Annotated in this window: 12 protein-coding genes; all 12 read right to left on the reverse strand. The window is 66.0% G+C overall.

The features are described from left to right. Nucleotides 1-349: 349 nt before the first annotated feature. On the reverse strand, nt 350-1,795 hold the full coding sequence (locus HMPREF2924_RS21470; RefSeq protein ID WP_003130051.1) for a mannose-1-phosphate guanylyltransferase/mannose-6-phosphate isomerase: 1,446 nt from the start codon (nt 1,793-1,795) through the stop codon (nt 350-352). A 196-nt stretch (nt 1,796-1,991) separates the two neighbouring features. Next, complete coding sequence (gene algF, locus HMPREF2924_RS21475; RefSeq protein WP_003092112.1) at nt 1,992-2,642, reverse strand: alginate O-acetyltransferase AlgF; 651 nt, start codon at nt 2,640-2,642, stop codon at nt 1,992-1,994. 72 nt (nt 2,643-2,714) lie between these two features. Continuing rightward, nucleotides 2,715-3,890, reverse strand: a complete 1,176-nt coding sequence (gene algJ, locus HMPREF2924_RS21480; protein WP_003092111.1) for an alginate O-acetyltransferase — start codon at nt 3,888-3,890, stop codon at nt 2,715-2,717. 14 nt (nt 3,891-3,904) lie between these two features. Continuing rightward, entirely contained in the window at nt 3,905-5,467 is a 1,563-nt protein-coding gene (locus HMPREF2924_RS21485) for an MBOAT family O-acyltransferase (RefSeq protein WP_003130053.1), read from the reverse strand. A 241-nt stretch (nt 5,468-5,708) separates the two neighbouring features. Then, nucleotides 5,709-6,812: an alginate biosynthesis protein AlgL gene (gene algL / locus HMPREF2924_RS21490; protein ID WP_003092108.1), complete on the reverse strand. Its 1,104-nt coding sequence runs from the start codon at nt 6,810-6,812 to the stop codon at nt 5,709-5,711. A 3-nt stretch (nt 6,813-6,815) separates the two neighbouring features. Further along, on the reverse strand, nt 6,816-8,240 hold the full coding sequence (gene algX / locus HMPREF2924_RS21495) for an alginate biosynthesis protein AlgX (RefSeq protein ID WP_003092107.1): 1,425 nt from the start codon (nt 8,238-8,240) through the stop codon (nt 6,816-6,818). Nucleotides 8,241-8,252: 12 nt separating this feature from the next. Beyond that, nucleotides 8,253-9,884 (reverse strand): mannuronan 5-epimerase AlgG, encoded by a 1,632-nt coding sequence (gene algG, locus HMPREF2924_RS21500; protein ID WP_003110465.1) that lies wholly within the window; start codon nt 9,882-9,884, stop codon nt 8,253-8,255. Nucleotides 9,885-9,904: 20 nt separating this feature from the next. Further along, nucleotides 9,905-11,377: an outer membrane porin AlgE gene (gene algE / locus HMPREF2924_RS21505; protein ID WP_003130056.1), complete on the reverse strand. Its 1,473-nt coding sequence runs from the start codon at nt 11,375-11,377 to the stop codon at nt 9,905-9,907. Then, nucleotides 11,374-12,801: an alginate biosynthesis TPR repeat lipoprotein AlgK gene (gene algK, locus HMPREF2924_RS21510; RefSeq protein ID WP_003130059.1), complete on the reverse strand. Its 1,428-nt coding sequence runs from the start codon at nt 12,799-12,801 to the stop codon at nt 11,374-11,376. Before algK ends, algE begins: the two co-directional genes overlap by 4 nt. A gap of 13 nt (nt 12,802-12,814) precedes the next feature. Continuing rightward, nucleotides 12,815-13,984, reverse strand: a complete 1,170-nt coding sequence (gene alg44, locus HMPREF2924_RS21515) for an alginate biosynthesis protein Alg44 (protein ID WP_003092101.1) — start codon at nt 13,982-13,984, stop codon at nt 12,815-12,817. Between the two features lie 82 nt (nt 13,985-14,066). Continuing rightward, a complete protein-coding gene (alg8, locus tag HMPREF2924_RS21520; protein WP_003130062.1) occupies nt 14,067-15,551 on the reverse strand; it encodes a mannuronan synthase in 1,485 nt (494 codons plus the stop codon). 138 nt (nt 15,552-15,689) lie between these two features. Next, complete coding sequence (gene algD, locus HMPREF2924_RS21525; protein ID WP_003110461.1) at nt 15,690-17,000, reverse strand: GDP-mannose 6-dehydrogenase; 1,311 nt, start codon at nt 16,998-17,000, stop codon at nt 15,690-15,692. Nucleotides 17,001-17,652: the final 652 nt, after the last annotated feature.

Genomic DNA, 17,652 nt, shown 5'->3' on the forward strand with positions numbered 1-17,652 from the left:
GGTTATTTATATGTCGCTGAATGCTGCCTGAACGTTTGTTAAGACTCGCTTAACAACGGCTGAATGAAGACTGAACGAACTCGAAGAAACTGGAGGATAAAGCCGGAAGCCGCGTTTTCAGAGGCTTGCAGGGTTAGTTGGAATGGATCTCGGGTGTTTTCTGAGTGGCTTTATTAATAACCCGAGTCCTGTTTCTTTAAGGGTTCATTAATACTTGATGTCCGCTCCCCGTGAATATTCCGGAAACTTCATGGAAACATGGGGCGGGCCAGGGAAAGTCAATCCCGTGGGTTGTCGGAAAAAAACAACCCCCTGGCGGATCGCTCCGCCAGGGGGCCGGGTCGACGCTTCAGCGGCTGCCGGCGACCACTTGCAGGGCCGGTTCTGCGGTGCGCCCGTAGACGTCTTCCAGGCGCTCGATGTCGTCCTCGCCGAGGTAGCTGCCGGACTGCACCTCGATGATCTCCAGCGGGATCTTGCCGGGGTTGGCCAGGCGGTGCACGGAGGCGATCGGGATGTAGGTCGACTGGTTCTCGGTGAGCAGGAAGGTCTTGTCGTCGCAGGTCACCTGGGCGGTCCCGGAAACCACGATCCAGTGCTCGGCGCGGTGGTGGTGCATCTGCAGCGAGAGGCGCGCGCCGGGCTTCACGGTGATGTGCTTGACCTGGAAGCGGCCGCCCATGTCCACCGAGTCGTAGGAGCCCCACGGACGGTAGACCTCGCAGTGGTTCTGGGTCTCGCTGCGGCCCTGGGCGTCGAGGTCCTTGACCACGTGCTTGACGTCCTGCACCCGGTCCTTGTGGGCGATCATCATGGCGTCCTTGGTTTCCACCACCACGATGTCCTCCAGGCCGATCACCGAGACCAGCTTGCCGTTGCCGTGCACCAGGCAGTTGTGGCTGTCGTGGACCAGCACGTCGCCCTTGGTGACGTTGCCGTTGGCGTCCTTGGCGTGCACGTCCCAGATCGACGACCAGCTGCCGACATCGTTCCAGCCGGCGGACAGCGGCACCACGCAGGCGCGTGAGGTCTTCTCCATCACCGCGTAGTCGATGGAGTTGTCCGGGCAGCATTCGAAGGTGGCGGCGTCGATGTTCACCAGGTCGCCGTCGTGCTGGCTGCGCTCCAGGGCCAGCAGGCAGGTGTCGTAGATGTCGGCGTCGTGCTTCTTCAGTTCTTCCAGGTAGCGGCTGGCGCGGAACAGGAACATGCCGCTGTTCCAGTAGTAGCCGCCGGCGGCGACGAACTCGCGGGCGCGGGCTTCGTCGGGCTTCTCGACGAAGCTCTGCACCCGGCTGACGCCTTCCGGCAGTTGCGCATCGGCGCTCGCGCGGATGTAGCCGTAGCCGGTCTCGGGGCGGCTGGCGGGAATGCCGAAGAGCAGCATCTCGCCCTTTTCGGCGGCGTTGGTGGCCAGCGCCAGGGCCTGCTGGAAGGCGCGCTGGTCCTCGATCACGTGGTCGGCGGGAAGGATCAGCAGCAGTTCGTCGCGGCCTTCGGCGACCAGTTTCATCGCGGCGATGGCCACCGCCGGCGCCGTGTTGCGGCCGAAGGGTTCGAGGAGGATCGCCTGGCTCGCCAGGTTCTGCGCCTCCAGCTGTTCCTGGACGATGAAGCGGTGCTCCTTGTTGCACACCAGCAGCGGCGCCTGCATGCCGTCGAAGGCCAGGCGCTTGATGGTCTGCTGGAACAGGGTGTCGTCGCCGGTAAGGGCGAGGAACTGCTTGGGGTACTGCTTGCGGGAAAGAGGCCAGAGTCGCGAGCCGCTGCCACCGGAAAGGATTACTGGGATCATGTTGTTTCTCCTTGAAGCGATGCGTCTGTCTAGGGATCCCGCCGCGCGGCGGGATATCTCGTTACCGGGCTCCACGGAGCCCCGGGTGACCTCTCCAGTGCGCTCCTTCTGCGGGAGCGCTGACGGTTGGTGCGCCGGTGTCGGGCCGGTCTTGTTGTGTGGAATGCCGGGAGGGGCGAGCCCCTCCCGGTCGGTCTCAGTCCGCCTTCACCGGGCGCTTGACCCAGACCGGCGCGAGCTTGCCGCCGCTGCCGGTGACATACAGGCAGACCACCTCGCCGCGGGCCAGGGTGACCGGCTTCAGGTCGCTGACCTTCTTGCTGCCGTCGAACAGCGCCAGGTTCACCTTCACCGGGTTGATCTCGCGGTCGCCGTGGCTTTGCGGGCCGACGTCCTTGACCACGTCGGTCTTGCCGTCGGCGGTCTTCAGGGTCAGCTTCGAGCCGCTGAGGTTCTGCACCCGCACCAGCGCCTTCTGCTTGTTCTTGAACGGCGGCTCGGCCACCAGCTGCGGCTTGCCGCCGGGCTGGCTGACCAGGGTGTAGTAGCTGTCCGGGTCGAGCTTGACCGGCAGGCTCTGCTGGCCGACCTGGGCGGTGTAGCTGCCGGGGGGGAGGAACTTGAAGTCGCTGGAGCCGAGCGGCGCGACGTCGTTCAGGCTGGTGCTGCCGACCGACACGTCGAGTTCGCTGTTGCCGGCGTTGTAGGCGCGGACGAAGGCCGAGCCCTTGGGTGCCTGGGGCCCGTACAGGGCGCCCTCGTCGGCCTGCGCGGCGAATGCGGCGACGCCGAGGGAAAGTGCGCAGGCCAGGCGGGTCCAGGTGTGGCGGCGGGTCATCGGGTTCATGGGTATTCCTCCGTTGCTTCTTCTTCAGCGGGGCGTTCGGCCCCGTGGGTAAACAGCCTTGGCTGTGTTCGTTCAATCGTTGCGGCTGGCGGCCAGGCGCTCGTCGCGGCCGCCGCTGGCCTTCAGCTGGGCGACCCAGTCGGCGTCGAACTGGCTGAGGTCGCTGGCCATCGGCAGGTAGCGCTCGGGAAACTCCCAGACCAGCAGTTGCGGCGGGTCCTTGCGGAAGCCTTCGTCCTGCAGCAGTTCCAGCATCGGTTCGAGGGGGCCCTTGCCTTCCTTCGCGTAATTGATCAGGTCGGCGGACAGCGCCTGTTTCAGCGCGCCCTCGAAGTTCCACCTGGGGTTGGCGCTGTAGCTGGTGCCGACCAGCGCCAGGCGCGGTTGCTGGCTATCGCCGAAGAGGTCGTCGCCCGCGCCGGACTGCTGGCCGCCCGGCAGTGCCGGCGCGGCTTCGGTGGTGCGTTGCTGCAACTGCTCCGGACGCGGCAGCAGTTCGTCGAACAGCGGGTCGAGCGGCAGGAAGCTGAGCAGGTCGCCCTTGTGCGTGCGTTCTTCGCCGACGCGGGTGACGAAGTTCTGCGCCGGCACATCCAGCAGGTGCGTCTCGCGGATCTCCGCGCCGAGGCGCTGGGCCACGGTTTCCGCGCCGAGCGGCGACCAGTGGGTGTCGGTGCGCAGGAACACCGCGCCGTTGTCCTTGGCCTGGCGCAGGCTGCCGAGCAGGTCGGGACTGTCGATGCCGGCGGCGCGGGCGCGGGCCAGGAAGTCCTGGTAGAGGCTGTCGTGCAGCGCGGCCGGCTGCTCGCGGCCGATGTGCTCGGGATACAGGCGGGCCTTGGCTGGGATCACCGCGAGCACCAGCTTGACGCCGCGCCGGTTCAGCTCCCGCTGCACGCCGCGTACCAGTGCCCAGTTGTCTTCCAGTTGCTGGCCGCTCGGTGCCGGCTTGAACTCTTCGTCGGTGAACAGCCAGCCGTCCTTGCCGATCACCACGCCGGGGCGGCCTTCGTGGAACAGCGTGTAGTCGAGTGCGGCCCAGAGGTTGGTGCCCAGGCGCTTGATCGGGAATTCCTTGTCGTAGTGGGCTTCGAAGGCGTGCGCCAGCTTGCCGTTGAGCAGTGGCGTATCGGCCGCGGCGGAGAAGCCCGGCACGCTCTTCAGCGACCATCCGGCGAGCCCCAGCAGCAGCCCGCCGAAGGCGGCGATATAGGCGTATTGCAGGGGGCGGGAAATGCTCTGTGTCATGGCGTGGGCCTCGCTCAGAACTGGAAGTAGAGGAATGGCGAGTAGCTCTGCGCGGAGAGCTTCAGCACCGAGGCGGCGAACAGCAGGAGCAGCGCCAGGCGGGTGGCCAGGACGGGCAACTGGCTGAGCCAGCTCGGCTGGTAGACCAGCGCGCCGCTCGGCGAGTAGGCGATCGCCGCCGGGTCGCCGGCGGCCTCGCGCGGGGCGCGCGGCTGGGCACTGGCCGGGCCGTCGGCGGCCACTTCGTCGCTGTTCGCCGCGGCCTTGGGCGCCTTGGTCTGCAATGGCTGGTTGTAGAACTGGCGCAGGCCGAAGAACGCCAGCACCAGGTAGGCCAGGACCAGGGTGCCGACCTGCAGGCCGGTGAGGCTGGCGCGGTTCAGTTCGGAGAGCTGCCAGGTGCCGAAGCTGAACATGGCTTCGTACATGCGCCAGGCGACCTGCAGGTTCTCGGCGCGGAAGATCACCCAGCCGATCACCACCAGGAGGAAGGTGAACGTCCACTTCAACGGGTTGAGCACGCGCGGCGCGGCGTTCACCCCGAGGGCCCGCTCGATCGCCAGCCACATGCCGTGCCAGGCGCCCCAGATGATGTAGGTGAAGTTGGCGCCGTGCCACAGGCCGCCGAGGAGCATGGTCAGGAACAGGTTGCGGTAGGTCTGGAAGGTGCTGCCGCGGTTGCCGCCCAGGCTGATGTAGAGGTAGTCGCGCAGCCAGGTCGACAGGCTGATGTGCCAGCGCCGCCAGAACTCGGTGATCGACTGGCTGATGTAGGGCTGGTTGAAGTTCTCCATGAAGCGGAAGCCCATCATCAGGCCGAGGCCGATGGCCATGTCGCTGTAGCCGGAGAAGTCGAAGTAGAGCTGCGCGGTGTAGGCCAGGGCGCCGAGCCAGGCGTCGCCGGTGGTCGGGTTCTGCAGGGCGAAGCAGTGGTCGGCGAGGGCGGCCAGGGTGTCGGCGATGAACACCTTCTTGACGAAGCCCTGCATGAAGCGGGTGCAGCCTTCGGCGAACTTGTCGACGGTGTGGGTGCGGTGGTTGAACTGGTCGACCAGGTCCTTGAAGCGCAGCACCGGGCCGGCGATCAGGTGCGGGAAGATCGCGACGAAGGCGGCGAAGTCGATCAGGTTGTGGGTCGCCGGGGTATCGCCGCGGTAGACGTCGATGATGTAGCTGATCGACTCGAAGGTGTAGAAGGAGATGCCGATCGGCAGCAGGATGTGGGTCAGCACGAACGGCTGCATGCCGAACGAGGTGATGATCTCGTTGAGGCTGTCGACGCCGAAGTTGGCGTACTTGAAGTAGCCGAGCACGCAGAGGTCGACCACCACGCCGAGGATCAGCCAGCGTTGCGCGGCCCTGGTGCGTACGCCGGCGGCGCCGATGCGCAGGCCGATCCAGTAGTTGAAGACGGTGACCCCGGCGAACAGCAGGAGGAAGTCCACCCGCCACCAGGCGTAGAACACGTAGCTGGCGATCAGCAGCAGCAGGTTCCGGTAACGTTCGCCGCTCAGGTAGTACAGGCCGAGAAAGACCGGCAGGAACAGGAACAGGAACACGTTTGAAGAAAAGACCATGCCGTCTCTCTCTCTAGAGCGTCAACCATTCAGGTCGGCCCTGCCTTTCCGCGCCCTGGAGCGCTCGAGGAAAGGCGGGACGACCCGCCGTTTTCCTCCCCGTGGTGTTGCCTAAGGTGTTGCGCCCGCCCGCGTCTGTCGCGCATGGGTCGGGGTGTGGCGCCTGGTGGGACGCCTGGTCGGCGAATGGGGCAGAGGGGCGCGTGGCCTCTGGCCTGTGCGCCCGCTTCCCGCCACGCCCTCAACTTCCCCCTTCGCGGCTGAACACCCGCGTCACTTCGCCGCCGAGGCGGAAGCTGTTGAACGGCTCGCGGTCCTTCTTCGCCTCGAGCATCTTCGGCTCGCAGCGGTAAAGGGCGCAGTAGGGCTCCAGCCAGGCGTACTTGTTGTCGACCTTGAGGTCGGTCATGTCCTGGTCCTCGCCGGTCTTCTCCTCGAAGGTTTCCTCGTCGTCGACTCCCTTCATCACCCGCTCGGCCAGGCGCTGCAGGGCGCCGTGGTTCTCCTGGCGCAGGTCGACGCCGTTGACCTGGGCGAACGCGGCGATCATCGCCAGCGGCGGCAGCGCATAGTTGTGGTAGGCGAGGGCGCGCTGGCGGCGCTTGAGTTCGTTGGGCAGGAAGCCCTGCTCGTCGACCTGGTTGGCGGCGACCTTGAACTCGCTCACCGCCCAGTCGAAGAGGTCGCGGCGGTTGGTCACCACCGCGGTGGACATCACCGACCAGGCCGCCCAGTAGGAATGGTTGTTGATCTTCTTCAGCGGCAGGCCGCTCCAGTCGCGGACTACCTGGGTGCCGAGCCGGGCGAACCAGTCCTCGATTTCCCGGCTCTGCTCGGCGTGGGCCGCGAGCGGCCGCGAGCTGGAGAACTTCAGGCGCATGTAGGCGCCGGAGAGGCTGCCCAGCGCCCACTTGCGCATGGACTTGCCGGTGTGGTTGAAGTCGTCGCTCTGCAGGGCGCCGGCGCGGGCCCAGGCGCTCATCCAGTTCAGTGCGCAGGCCAGGTCGCCGTCGCGGCCGCTGCGCATGTACTGGGTGACCAGCTTGGTGGCGCCGCGCTCCATGTCGGTGATGTCCTTGATCTGCGAGCGGAAGGTCTTCTCCGCCTTGACGTTGAGGGTCGCCCGCGCCGAATCGGAGCCTTCGTACTTGCTGGTGAAGACCAGGCTGCCGGTATACGGCGGCGGCACCGCGGGGCAACTGCCGGCGCTGCCCTTGCGCTCGCCGACCGCCGCGTAGTAGCCGGGCGGGGGTACCAGGTCGGCGGCCTGGCTGACCTGGCTGGCGAGCAATGCCGCGGCGAGGGCGCCGGGCAGGGCGATACGGATCAGGTGGGACGTTTTCATCGTTTACCTCCCGGCCACCGACTGGCTGGCCTTGGCGGGCGCCGCCTGGCAGATGCTGGCCTGGACCTCCAGGCCCTGGGGCATGTCCTCCGGCGCTTCGATTTCCAGGGAAAGGAACTGCTGGTCGGCCCAGTCGCTGTCGTTGCGCAGCTGGAAGACGTAGCGGCCGCCGGTATCGACGGCCTTCGACTGCTCGATCTTCAACTGCTCGCGGCGGCCGTTCATGTACCAGATGGTGTTCTTCAACTCGTGTACCGAAGGGTCGCTGTAGGTCACGTCGGCGACGTAGCTGCCGCTGCGGATCGGTAGCGCGGCGCTGTTCAGCAACACCTCGTTGCGGCCCTGGCGCAGCTTGACCTTGCGGCTGAGCACGGTCTTCCGGCCGGAGCAGCCGTTGTCCACCAGCGGCATGGCCTGGCGGTAGAAGCTCTTCTGCGCCATGTCGTAGTGGGTGGCGAATTCCCAGATGAGGATCTTCGGCGGGTTCTTGTGGAATTCCTCGCTGGTCATGTACGCCAGCAGCGAACTGTCGAAGCCGCCGCCGGACACCGCGTTGTTGAGGATGTCGGCGCCGCTGAACTCCTCCAGGAAGCCGGCGAAGTTGTAGGCCGGGCCGCTGTTGGAGGTGCCGACCAGGGCGATCTGCGGGTTGCCGCCGTCGCCGAACAGGTCGCCGCTGTCGCTGGCGCCCACCGGCTCGGTCTCGAAGCGGTCGACGTACTGGGTGGCGTAGCTGTTGCCGCAGAGCTGCGCGGCGGCCTTGTGGAAGGTGCCGAGCTTGGACAGCAGGCCGACGCGCTTGCTTTCGAACTGCTTCTTGGGGATCTCCTCGAAGCCGGGCACCTGCTTCAGCGTCTCGGCCACGATCTTCGCGCTGCGCCGGGCGCCATGGGGAGTCCAGTGGTGGTCGCCCTTGAAGTAGTAGGCGTGCTCCTCCTTCTCGTCGAACAGCGGCGAGAAGTCCGGGGTCCAGATGCCGGCCTGGCGGAAGCGGGCGATGGTCGCCAGGTAGTTCTTCTTCGCCAGCTCGTAGTCGAAGCCGGCCTTTTCCGCCGGGCTGAGCTTCTCGCGGTTCACCAGGCCGCGGGTCGGCTGGTAGACCACCACCAGCTCGATGCCCTTGCGCTTGAGTTCGTCGCGCAGTGCGCGGAGTTCGCGCCAGCCTTCGGCGCTGGTGCCGAAGTCGGTACGCAGGTCGTAGGTGGTGCGGAACAGCCAGTCGTCCTGGGCCTGCACCAGGTGGGTGAAGAAGCCCAGGTACTTGGTGTTGTAGCGCGAGTCGTCGGCGGCGGCCGGGCACAGGTTGCCGGCCGGCAGCGCCTGGTAGCTCGGCGCCGCGCCGGGGTCGGCGGCCAGGGCTGCCTGGGCCAGGCAGAGGCCGGCGGCCAGGGCGCTCAGGCGGAACAGTCGGGAAGTGCGGGTTTTCATGCGTCTGGGTCCTCAGTCCTGGAGTTCGGCCTGGCTTTCCACGGGGTCGATCAGCACTGCCTTGTCCTGGCGCACCAGCAGGTCGAGGATCTGGTCCTGCTTCTCGCCGAGAACGCCGGGCAGGCTGATGCCGGAGGATTTGGTCGGGGCGAGCATCGCCACCCGGTACAGTTCGAGGCTCAGCGGCGAATCCACCGAGAGCGGGCCGGAGCCGTTGCCGGCGAGCTTGCCGCCGACCACGATCAGCGAGACCTTGGTGTCGAACGGGTCGAGGGCGATGTTGCGGTCGGTGTTGGTGAGGTCCTTGATGTGGCCGTACACGCCGATCAACTGGTTGCCCGCCGCGAGGTTCTCGTAGAGGCGGATGTTCACGCTGTTGCGCACGCGGATGCCGTGGCGGCGGTTGGCCAGGACCTGGTTGCCCCAGAGCAGGTTGTCGCCGCTCTCGTAGAGGGTGATGCCGTCGGAATGGTTGCGATAGACCTCGTTGTAGGCCACCAAGTTGCCCTCGCTGTTACGGTCGAGGACGATCCCGGAAAGCTTGTTCTCGTAGCTGCGGTTGTTGAAGATGAAGCTGTCGTTGACCTCCCGCGAGACGATGATGCCGTGCTTCTTCCTGGTCCCGTGGACGGTGTTGTCGGCGATGATCAGGCGGTGCGAACGGTCGTGCGGGTCGATGCCGTAGACGATGTTGTCGCGGTAGGTGTTGCCCTTCACCACCAGGTCGTCGGCCTCGTAGCAATAGAAGCCGTACCAACTGTCGACGATGGTCGAGTCGATCACCCAGCCCTTGGGGCGCGGGCGCTTCATCTGCTTGTCCATGCCCGGGCTGTACTGCGAGATGGAGATGCCGTAGGCCTTGGAGGCGTTGTAGCCGAAGCTGGTGAAGGTGCTGTTGCTCAGGTACACCTCGGCGCCGCCCCAGGAGATCAGGAACGGACGGAACTCGTTGGGCGTCTTGAACCAGGCCGGCTCCTTCTTCGATTCGCTCCAGCCGGTGACCTTGCTGTCGCGGACGAACAGCATGCCGTCGTTGACCAGGAACGCGCCGCGCTCCTGGGACAGGCGCAGTTCCTTGACCTGCTTGTCGATGTCGAGGGTCGCGCCCTGGCTGACCACGATCGGCAGGCGGGCGACGAACACCCCCGGCTCGACCTGTTCCAGCGCGCTGGCGGGAAGCTTGCCGGCGAGCTGGGCGAGGTTCACGTAGCCGCCTTCGATGAAGATCGCCTGGGGCATCTGGCGCTGGCGCTTGACCCATTCGGCGAGGCGGTTGCTGCCACCGGTGAACTCCTTCAGCGGCTGCTGCTGGACCATGCGCTGCACGCTGGCGCGGCCACCCGGCTTGCGCACGATCTTGGCTTCCACCGCGGCGGCGGTGTAGCCGGAGAGGTCGGGCAGTTTCGGCGGGTCCAGGTGCAACGGTTCGGCCGGCGCGGTGGTCACCGTGTAGTTGCCGGTTTCCTTCAGGCCCTGGGTCAGGCCCGGCTCGTTGCCGGCCTGCGCCGGGACCGGCTGCGGTTTCTCCACCGGCTGCGCCGCCCACGCCTGGCCGTGCAGCAGCACCGCGCCGAGCACTGCCGCGGCCAGCGGGCGCAGGCGCGGGAGCCGGCGGCGGGGGATCGAAAGGGAAATGTCGGGCATGTCCGGTTTCCTCGCGGGGCTCAGAAGCGCCAGATGAAGTCGACGAAGGCGCGGTGCATGGTCGAGTCGGTGCCCGGCCCGTAGGCGTCGCCCGGCTTGAACAGGCCGCCGCGGAAGCGGATCAGCGCCGAGGGCTCGTCGACGTACTGGCTCATCGAGGCCGGCAGCAGGCCTTGCTTGAAGTACTTGGTCACCACCAGGTCGAGTTCCTGGCCGATGTCCTTCTCGCCCGGCTGCAGGGCGGCGTTGATGCCGCTGGTACCGATGTCGGAGTCGTCGTCGACGCGCCAGAACTTGTGGTAGACCAGGCTCGCGTCGTAGTCCTCGCGCAGTTGCCAGGAGCCGAACAGGGTGGCTGCCTGGAGGTTGCTCAGTTCGCCGCGGAAGGCTTCGCCGAAGCGGTGCACGCGCGAGCGGGTGCCGGTGAAGTTGGAGCGGTTGCTCTCCAGCCCGGTCTGCTGGAACTGCTCCTCGCCGTCCTTGCCACCGCCGCTGCCGCGGGCGTAGCCGACGCCGGCCTTCCATTGCTCGTCGATGTTCCAGCGCAGGCCGAGGTCGACGCCGAAGGCATTGATGTCGCCGCTCTGCTTGCCGGTGGCGATGCGCCGGTCGTCGACCGTGGTGGTGGTCAGGTTGTCGCGGTCGCCGGTCAGCCAGGTGGCGCTGGCCCAGTAGTTCAGCGGCATGCTCGAACGATAGTTGTAGGCATCCCCGGTAGCCTCGATGCCGAGCCAGGTGAGCTGGCCGGTATAGGTCTTGTCGAGGTTGTCGACTTCCTCGCCGGGGCGGCGCAGGTGGCCGCTGTCGTCGGCGTGGTGGATGCGCACGCCGATGCGGTGGTGCGGCGCCCACTGGGTGGAGATGTCGCCGAACACATGAGTGCGGTCCTTGTCCTCCGGAGCCAGTTCGTCGAGGTCGGTGCGGTATTCGCTGAAACGCTGGGCGACCCCGGCATGGGCGTTGAGCAGGGTGGTCTCGAAGCTCCAGTTCAGCGCCTCGATGTTGGTGTCCTGCCACTGGCCGCTGTCTTCCCGCAGGCGCTGGCGGCCGAAGCGCAGGTGCTCGCCGGGGTAGGCGGTGAGGCCGGCGTAGTCGACCCAGAATTCGCGTGCGGCGAGGTAGCTCTTGTCCGGCTCGCGACCGTCGTTGCGGCTGTTGTTGCCGTCGTCGGTGTCCGATTGCAGGGTGTCGGTCTCGATGGTGTCGGTGGCGGCCACCGCCTGGCCCATGAAGTAGGCGCTCCAGTCGCCCCACTGGCCGAAGGCCCAGGGCCGCAGGTCGATACCGATGTCGTTGAGGGTGCCGCCGGGAGCGGTGCCGAGGTCGCGATCGTTTTCCGATTCGCCGGTGATCTTCACGTCCAGGCCGAAGTTCTTCGGCGCCTCGCCGCTGTTGGCGGCGAACGCCGGCGCGCCGAGCAGCAGGGCGATGGCCAGGGACAGGGCGCGCGGCGCGAAGGACGGCCGCGGGTTGACGGAACGGGAGCTGTTCATAGGCTTTCTGGCTCTTCTTCGTTGATCGGCGAGTCCTGGCTCTGCAGCAGGCTGACGGTGGCCTGCCAGTTGTTGCCGCGGCTCTGTTGTTCGCGCTTGAGCAATTGCTGCGCCTGGCTGCGTTCGGCCGGCGGCAGTTGCGCTTCGATCTGCCCGAGCAGGTCGCTGGCCTGCGGTACCTGCTGCTGCACGGCGAGCTGGCCGAAGACGTAGGCGTTGACCCGGTTCGGCTGGATGCCGCGGCCCTGCGACCAGAGCTGGGCCAGGGCCATGTCGGCGCTGGCCTGGCCGGCGCGGGCGGCGAGGATCAGGTGGTCGACGGCCTTCTGCGGATAGACCTTGCCGAGGAAGCCGCGGCGGTAGATCTGCCCCAGGTAGTAGTTGGCCTGGGGTTCGCTGGCGGCGGCCTTGAGCAGGTGCCGCTCGGCCTTGCGCGGGTCCTGCGGCGCCCACTTGCCGTCGTAGTAGAGGCGCCCGAGGAGCAGTTCGGCGCGTGGCTGGGCGGCGTCCTGGGCGTTCTTCAGGTAGCCGAGCATCTTTTCCAGGTCGCCCTGGTCGGGATAGTCGTAGAGCAGCTTGGCCAGGCTGACCCAGGCCGCGGGGTAGCTCGGCGCGATCTCTTCCAGCAGCGCCTGGGCGGTCTGCGGGTCGGGCTGGCCGAGTTCGCCGTCGGCGAGCACCCCGGCCACCGAGTCGACCCGCTCGCCGGGCACCCGGCCGGCCTTGTAGGCGGCGCGCAGCTGTTCGAGCAGGGCCTTCTGCTTTTCCGCGTTGCCCTGCATCTGGTAGACCGTGGCCAGTTCGTACCAGCACACGTCCATGCGCCGCAGCCAGCGCTGGCAGACCTGCTCGATCTCGCCCAGGTGCTGGGTGTAGGTGCCCTGGGTGCGGTAGAGGATGATCTGCGCCAGGTCGGCCTGCGGCAGTCCGCGCGCGCGCCACTGGTCGATGCGCTGCTGCGGGTCGATTTCCGGCCAGGACTGCGGGTATTGCAGGTAGAGCACGATGAGCGGCACCAGGGCACTGTCCTCGCCCTGTTCGAAGGCCTGGCTGAGCAGGCGCTCGGCCTCGCGGTGCTCGGCGTCGCTGGCGCCGGGCTTGGCAGCCAGCCACTTGCCAAGGCGCGCGCGGGCCCGCGGCGAGGTCTGCGCGGCCTCGCGGTAGAGCTTTTCGGCCTTGGCCTGCTGGGCGCTGTCGCCGCTGGCGACCTGCATGTCGGCGAGGCCGACCTGGGCGTCGGCGTAACCCATCGCGGCCAGGGTCTGGTAGTTGCTCTGGGCGGTGGCGAGGTCGCCGCGTTCCAGGGCCTCCTGGGCCAGGCGCTGGTCGGGCAGCCCGGCGCAGCCGGCGGCCAGGGCGATGGCCGAGGCCAGCAGCAGGTGCCGGGACGCCAGGGGCAGGGGAGGGAGGATGGGCATCTTCATGGTCGGGTACCGGTCAGCGAGCGGTGGCCAGGGTCACGGCCTTGTTCAGCAGGGTGCGGCCGGGCAGGCCGCCGATGCTGACCTCGGCCGGGCGGCCGGCGTACTGGGCGTCGAGCGGCTGGTCGGGCTGGATCTGCACGCGGATTTCCGAGGACAGGTCGCCGTCCACCGGCGCGGTGTTGACGATGCGGCCGCTGCGGTTGACGCCGTCGCCGGCGACCTGGAAGTTCACCCGGGTGCCCGGCGCCAGCTCGGCGGCGTTGCGGTAGGGGAAGCGCGCCTCGATGCTGGCCACGCTGTCGCGCGGGGCGAGGGTGAAGATCACCTGGCCCTTGTTGGCGTATTGCCCGTCGGCTACCAGTTGCTGGACCACGCGGCAGTCGCAGGGGCTGGTCAGGGTCCCTTTCATCTGGTGGCCGAAGAGCTTCTCGATGTTGCCCGGGTTGAGCTGCTCCTCGGTCAGGTTGCCCTTGAGCATGTCCAGCAGGTTGGCCGAGAAGGTGGCGATCGGCGCGCCTTTGGCGACTTCCGCGTTGGGCCCGAGGAGGCTCTGCACGGTGCCCTCGCGGGGCATGGTGATCTGCTGGTTGGGGACGCTGACCACGCCGGAATCGGCATGGGTGACGAAGTACAGGTTGTACATCTGGTTGAGAATGAAGGCGAAGGCGCCGACCCCGACGACGAAGATCGCGGTGCTCAGGGTCACCGCCCGGACCCGGCCGAAGAAGCCCATCCCGCCGTTGCCGCCGCCCTGCTTGCGGGCCTTGGTGAAGTTCTCGCGCTGGAGGGTATTGAGCATGTCGCCGACGCCGATCACCTCGCCGGCCAGGTAGGAGGTGATCAGGTAGCGCAGGGCCGCCACCTCGCGCGGCTTGAGGTTCTGGAACTCGCAGCCGACGCGGCGGCTGGCGGGGTCCACCGAGCGCACCTGGAACTCCACTTCGAGGGAAAAGCTGATGCTGTCGACCTGGAACAGCAGCTTGCCCTTGTACAGGTCGCCGGGCTGGATCGGCGCGCCGCTCGCGGTGAAGGCGAAGCCGCCGGCGGAGAGATCCAGCAGGCGTGCGTCGACGCCTTCGCGGTTGGCGCCGATGTAGCGGATGCGCGCCGGCAGCTTGACCCGGGCGAACTGGCGCTGGGCTTCGGATTCGTGCACGACGTTGACGTTGACGGCTGTATTCATGGTGTCGGGTCCTGTTCGGTCCAATCTGGGTCGATTTGCGCGCGGGCCGCGGCCCTGGCGTTGTCCGTAGTCGATTCGGTGGTCATACGATGGTCAGCAGCACGGCGACGAAGATGCTGGCGGCAGAGAAGGTCATGGCCCGCGACGACCAGGCGTTGAACCAGCGCTGGAAGCTGGCCAGGCCGCGCTCCAGCTTGGTCGGCTGGCGGGTCCAGGACTGCCGGTCGAGGCGGAAGAACACGTAGATCTTCACCAGCGCGCCGACGATCTGGTTGTAATAGAGGATCAGCGGATAGGCCGGGCCGATGCGGTGCCCGGAGAGCGAGAGGAGCAGGGTCAGCACCACGCGGGTGAGGCCGATCCAGAGCAGGTACACCAGCAGGAAGGCGATGCTGTACTTGAGGCTGGCGAGGATCGCCACCACCAGGCCGAGCAGGCTGGTCCACATCGAGACGCGCTGGTCGAACAGCACCAGCATGGTGAACCAGCCCAGGCGCCGCGCGCCGAGCTTGAGCGCGCGCGAGTTCTGCCGCAGGTTGTTGCCGTACCAGCGGTACATCAGCTTGCGGCTGGCCTTGATGAAGCTCTTCTCCGGCGGGTGCTCTACCGTGTTGATCGCCGCGTCGGGCACGTAGAAGGTGTCGTAGCCCAGGCGCATCAGGCTGAACCAGCTGGACTTGTCGTCACCGGTGAGGAACTTGAAGCGACCCAGGCGCCAGTGCTCCAGGTGGTCGTTCTCGACGTCGGTGATGAACTCGGGGTTGGTCACCACCCGGGCGCGGAACACCGACATCCGTCCGGTCATGGTCAGCACGCGCTTGGACAGGGCCATCGAGCACATGTTGATGTGGCGCTGGGCGAAGCGCAGCTTGTGCCACTCGCTCATCACGTAGCCGCCCTGCACTTCGCAGAATTCATTGGTGGTGAGGCCGCCGACGTTGGGGAAGAGCTTGAACCAGGGCACGGTCTTCTTCACCACGCCGTGGTCGAGCACGGTGTCGCCGTCGATCACCGCGACCACCGCGTCGTCGTCCGGCAGGTGCCGGGAAATCGCGCGGAAGCCATAGGCCAGGCCGTCGCGCTTGCCGGTGCCGGGAATCCGCACGAAGTCGAGGCTGACCCGGTCCGGCGGGTTCATCTTCTCCCACAGAGAACGGACCAGGACCTCGTCGGACATCTCGACGATGGAGCAGACCACGGTGGTCGGGTAGCCGCTGTCGATGGCTTCGCGGATCACCGAGCGATAGACCATGGCAGTGGTCAGGGCGTCGATGCGGAAACTGGTGACCATCAGGAACACGTGCGACGGGTCGGCCGCGCTGCCCAACTGGCGCACGCGCCGGCGGTAGTACGGGTAGACCACGTGGAGGAACAGCATGCCGCGCAGGAAGTGCACGCCGCCCATGGAGTAGCGCCAGATGCCGACGGCGCCGATAAGCAGGATGAAATCCTTGGAGTCGGCGTCGAACACGGTCTTCGGCACTGCCAGCGCGAGCACCATCAGCAGGCTGAGGAACACCAGCCAGCCGGTGGCTTCGGCGAGGCCACGTTTGTAAGTTTCCATCATCAGTTCCATCGGGCTGGGGACCTTGGCCTCGACGCCGGCGTGCGCTTGTTGTTGTTATGGCGCACGCCGCGGAGACGGCCTTCGGTCCGAGGGCGATAAAGAGGTTCTTTACCGGCTCACGGGGCCAGGGGCGGCCCGCTACCAGCAGATGCCCTCGGCCTGGGCAGTGGTGGTGTGCGGCATGAAGCCCACCAGGTCGACCAGCTTCTTGCCGCTCGGGGTCTTGTTCACCAGGTCGACGAACAGCTCGTCGCCATTGCCCAGCACCAGCACATCGGAACTCGCCACCACTTCGTCGAGGTCGGAGACCAGCAGCGAGGAGACGTGCGGGATCTTCGACTCGATGTATTCCTTGTTGGCCCCGTGGACACGCGCGTATTCGACGTTGCGGTCGAAGATGCGCAGCTCGTAGCCCTTGCCGATGAGCATCTCGGCCAGCTCCACCAGCGGGCTTTCGCGCAGGTCGTCGGTGCCGGCCTTGAACGACAGGCCGAGCAGGCCGACCTTGCGGGTGTCGTGGCTGGTGATGAGATCGAAGGCCTTCTGCACCTGGTTGGAGTTGCTGCGCATCAACGAACCGAGCATCGGGTGCTCGACGTCCAGCTGGCTGGCGCGATAGGTGAGGGCGCGTACATCCTTGGGCAGGCAGGAGCCGCCGAAGGCGAAGCCGGGACGCATGTAGTAGCGCGACAGGTTGAGCTTGTGGTCCTGGCAGATCACGTCCATCACCTCGCGGCCGTCGACGCCGACCGCCTTGGCGATGTTGCCGATCTCGTTGGCGAAGGTGACCTTGGCGGCGTGCCAGACGTTGCAGGTGTACTTGATCATCTCGGCGACCTCGACGGTCTTGCGGATGATCGGCGCGTCCAGCTCGCGGTAGATTTCCTCGAGAAGGTCGCCGGTCTGCTTGTCCAGTTCGCCGATCACGGTCATCGGCGGGAAGTCGTAGTCCTTGATCGCGGTGCTCTCGCGGAGGAATTCGGGGTTGGTGCCGACGCCGAAGTCGACCCCGGCCTTCTTGCCCGAGCAGTCCTCGATCAGCGGGATCACCACGTTGTTGACGGTGCCCGGCAGTACGGTGCTGCGCACCACCACGGTGTGGCGTTCGGACTTCTCGCGGATGGCGAAGCCGATCTCGCGGCAGACGGTCTCGATGTAGCCCAGGTCCAGGTCGCCGTTCTTCTTGCTCGGCGTGCCGACGCAGATGAACGATACGTCGGAGTCCAGCACGGCCTTCTTGAAGTCGGTGGTGCCCGACAGCCGTCCGGTCTGCCGGCCTTGCTGCAACAACGCTTCCAGGCCCGGTTCGACGATGGGCGACTTGCCCTGGTTGATCAGGTCGATCTTGGTGCTGGAGACATCCACACCAATGACTTCATGACCGCGTGCCGACAGGCAGCCAGCACATACTGCACCGACATAGCCCAAACCAAAGATGCTGATTCGCATCGCATTCACCTCGATTGTTTGTCGCGCCGTTAATGAGGTGGCCGTATGGCCACTTCCCTATCTGGCGAGCCGTTACTACGAGCCCCGATCCAGAGCCCTTGATCCGCCTTCAGGCAGTTTCGAATAGAGTGCTTAGTTGTTCGGCACTCTAATAGGGCAAGTTATAAGTTCATGCCCTTTAATGTTTCAGGTGGGTTTCAATAACGGTGCATAACCCGACCTTGGATGCTTCGTTTTAGTTCGGTCCATAGAATTCAAGTTTCTAAAGGCCTTTAATTTCAACAGGTTGAGTTTGTCCCTCGGAGCGGAGTCCGATTATTCGAGACGGTTTCAAGTTGCTCTGCCCATAACTATCGATAGGCATCGCGGTGATAGGATATTTTCTCTGCGAGGGAAGTTCCGGCCGTTTGTCCCGCTCGCGAAATATTTGGAAATATCCGTTTGATATCACTTGATACCAACTTGATGGCCTTTCCGTTAAATGCCTGCCAATGGCCACTAGTTGCAGAATGCATGGCGGCTGAAAGTTCCGCGTCACCGGAATGAAACAGAAGCCGCTTTTACCGCCTTAAGCAAACCTTAAGGATTCCTTAATCTTCGATCCATGCACTTTGCAATCGTAATTTGCATGTAATGGCGGGAGGCTGGTAAT

Source organism: Pseudomonas sp. HMSC063H08, assembly GCF_001813645.1.
Taxonomy (GTDB): Bacteria; Pseudomonadota; Gammaproteobacteria; order Pseudomonadales; family Pseudomonadaceae; genus Pseudomonas; species Pseudomonas aeruginosa.

Excerpts from the sequence above, each read along its gene's own strand:
- HMPREF2924_RS21485 (WP_003130053.1), bottom strand. The coding sequence starts at position 5,467 with ATGGTCTTTTCTTCAAACGTGTTCCTGTTCCTGTTCCTGCCGGTCTTT.
- algD (WP_003110461.1), bottom strand. The coding sequence starts at position 17,000 with ATGCGAATCAGCATCTTTGGTTTGGGCTATGTCGGTGCAGTATGTGCT.
- algK (WP_003130059.1), bottom strand. The coding sequence starts at position 12,801 with ATGAAGATGCCCATCCTCCCTCCCCTGCCCCTGGCGTCCCGGCACCTG.
- alg8 (WP_003130062.1), bottom strand. The coding sequence starts at position 15,551 with ATGATGGAAACTTACAAACGTGGCCTCGCCGAAGCCACCGGCTGGCTG.
- algL (WP_003092108.1), bottom strand. The coding sequence starts at position 6,812 with ATGAAAACGTCCCACCTGATCCGTATCGCCCTGCCCGGCGCCCTCGCC.
- algE (WP_003130056.1), bottom strand. The coding sequence starts at position 11,377 with ATGAACAGCTCCCGTTCCGTCAACCCGCGGCCGTCCTTCGCGCCGCGC.
- algX (WP_003092107.1), bottom strand. The coding sequence starts at position 8,240 with ATGAAAACCCGCACTTCCCGACTGTTCCGCCTGAGCGCCCTGGCCGCC.
- algJ (WP_003092111.1), bottom strand. The coding sequence starts at position 3,890 with ATGACACAGAGCATTTCCCGCCCCCTGCAATACGCCTATATCGCCGCC.
- alg44 (WP_003092101.1), bottom strand. The coding sequence starts at position 13,984 with ATGAATACAGCCGTCAACGTCAACGTCGTGCACGAATCCGAAGCCCAG.
- algF (WP_003092112.1), bottom strand. The coding sequence starts at position 2,642 with ATGAACCCGATGACCCGCCGCCACACCTGGACCCGCCTGGCCTGCGCA.
- HMPREF2924_RS21470 (WP_003130051.1), bottom strand. The coding sequence starts at position 1,795 with ATGATCCCAGTAATCCTTTCCGGTGGCAGCGGCTCGCGACTCTGGCCT.
- algG (WP_003110465.1), bottom strand. The coding sequence starts at position 9,884 with ATGCCCGACATTTCCCTTTCGATCCCCCGCCGCCGGCTCCCGCGCCTG.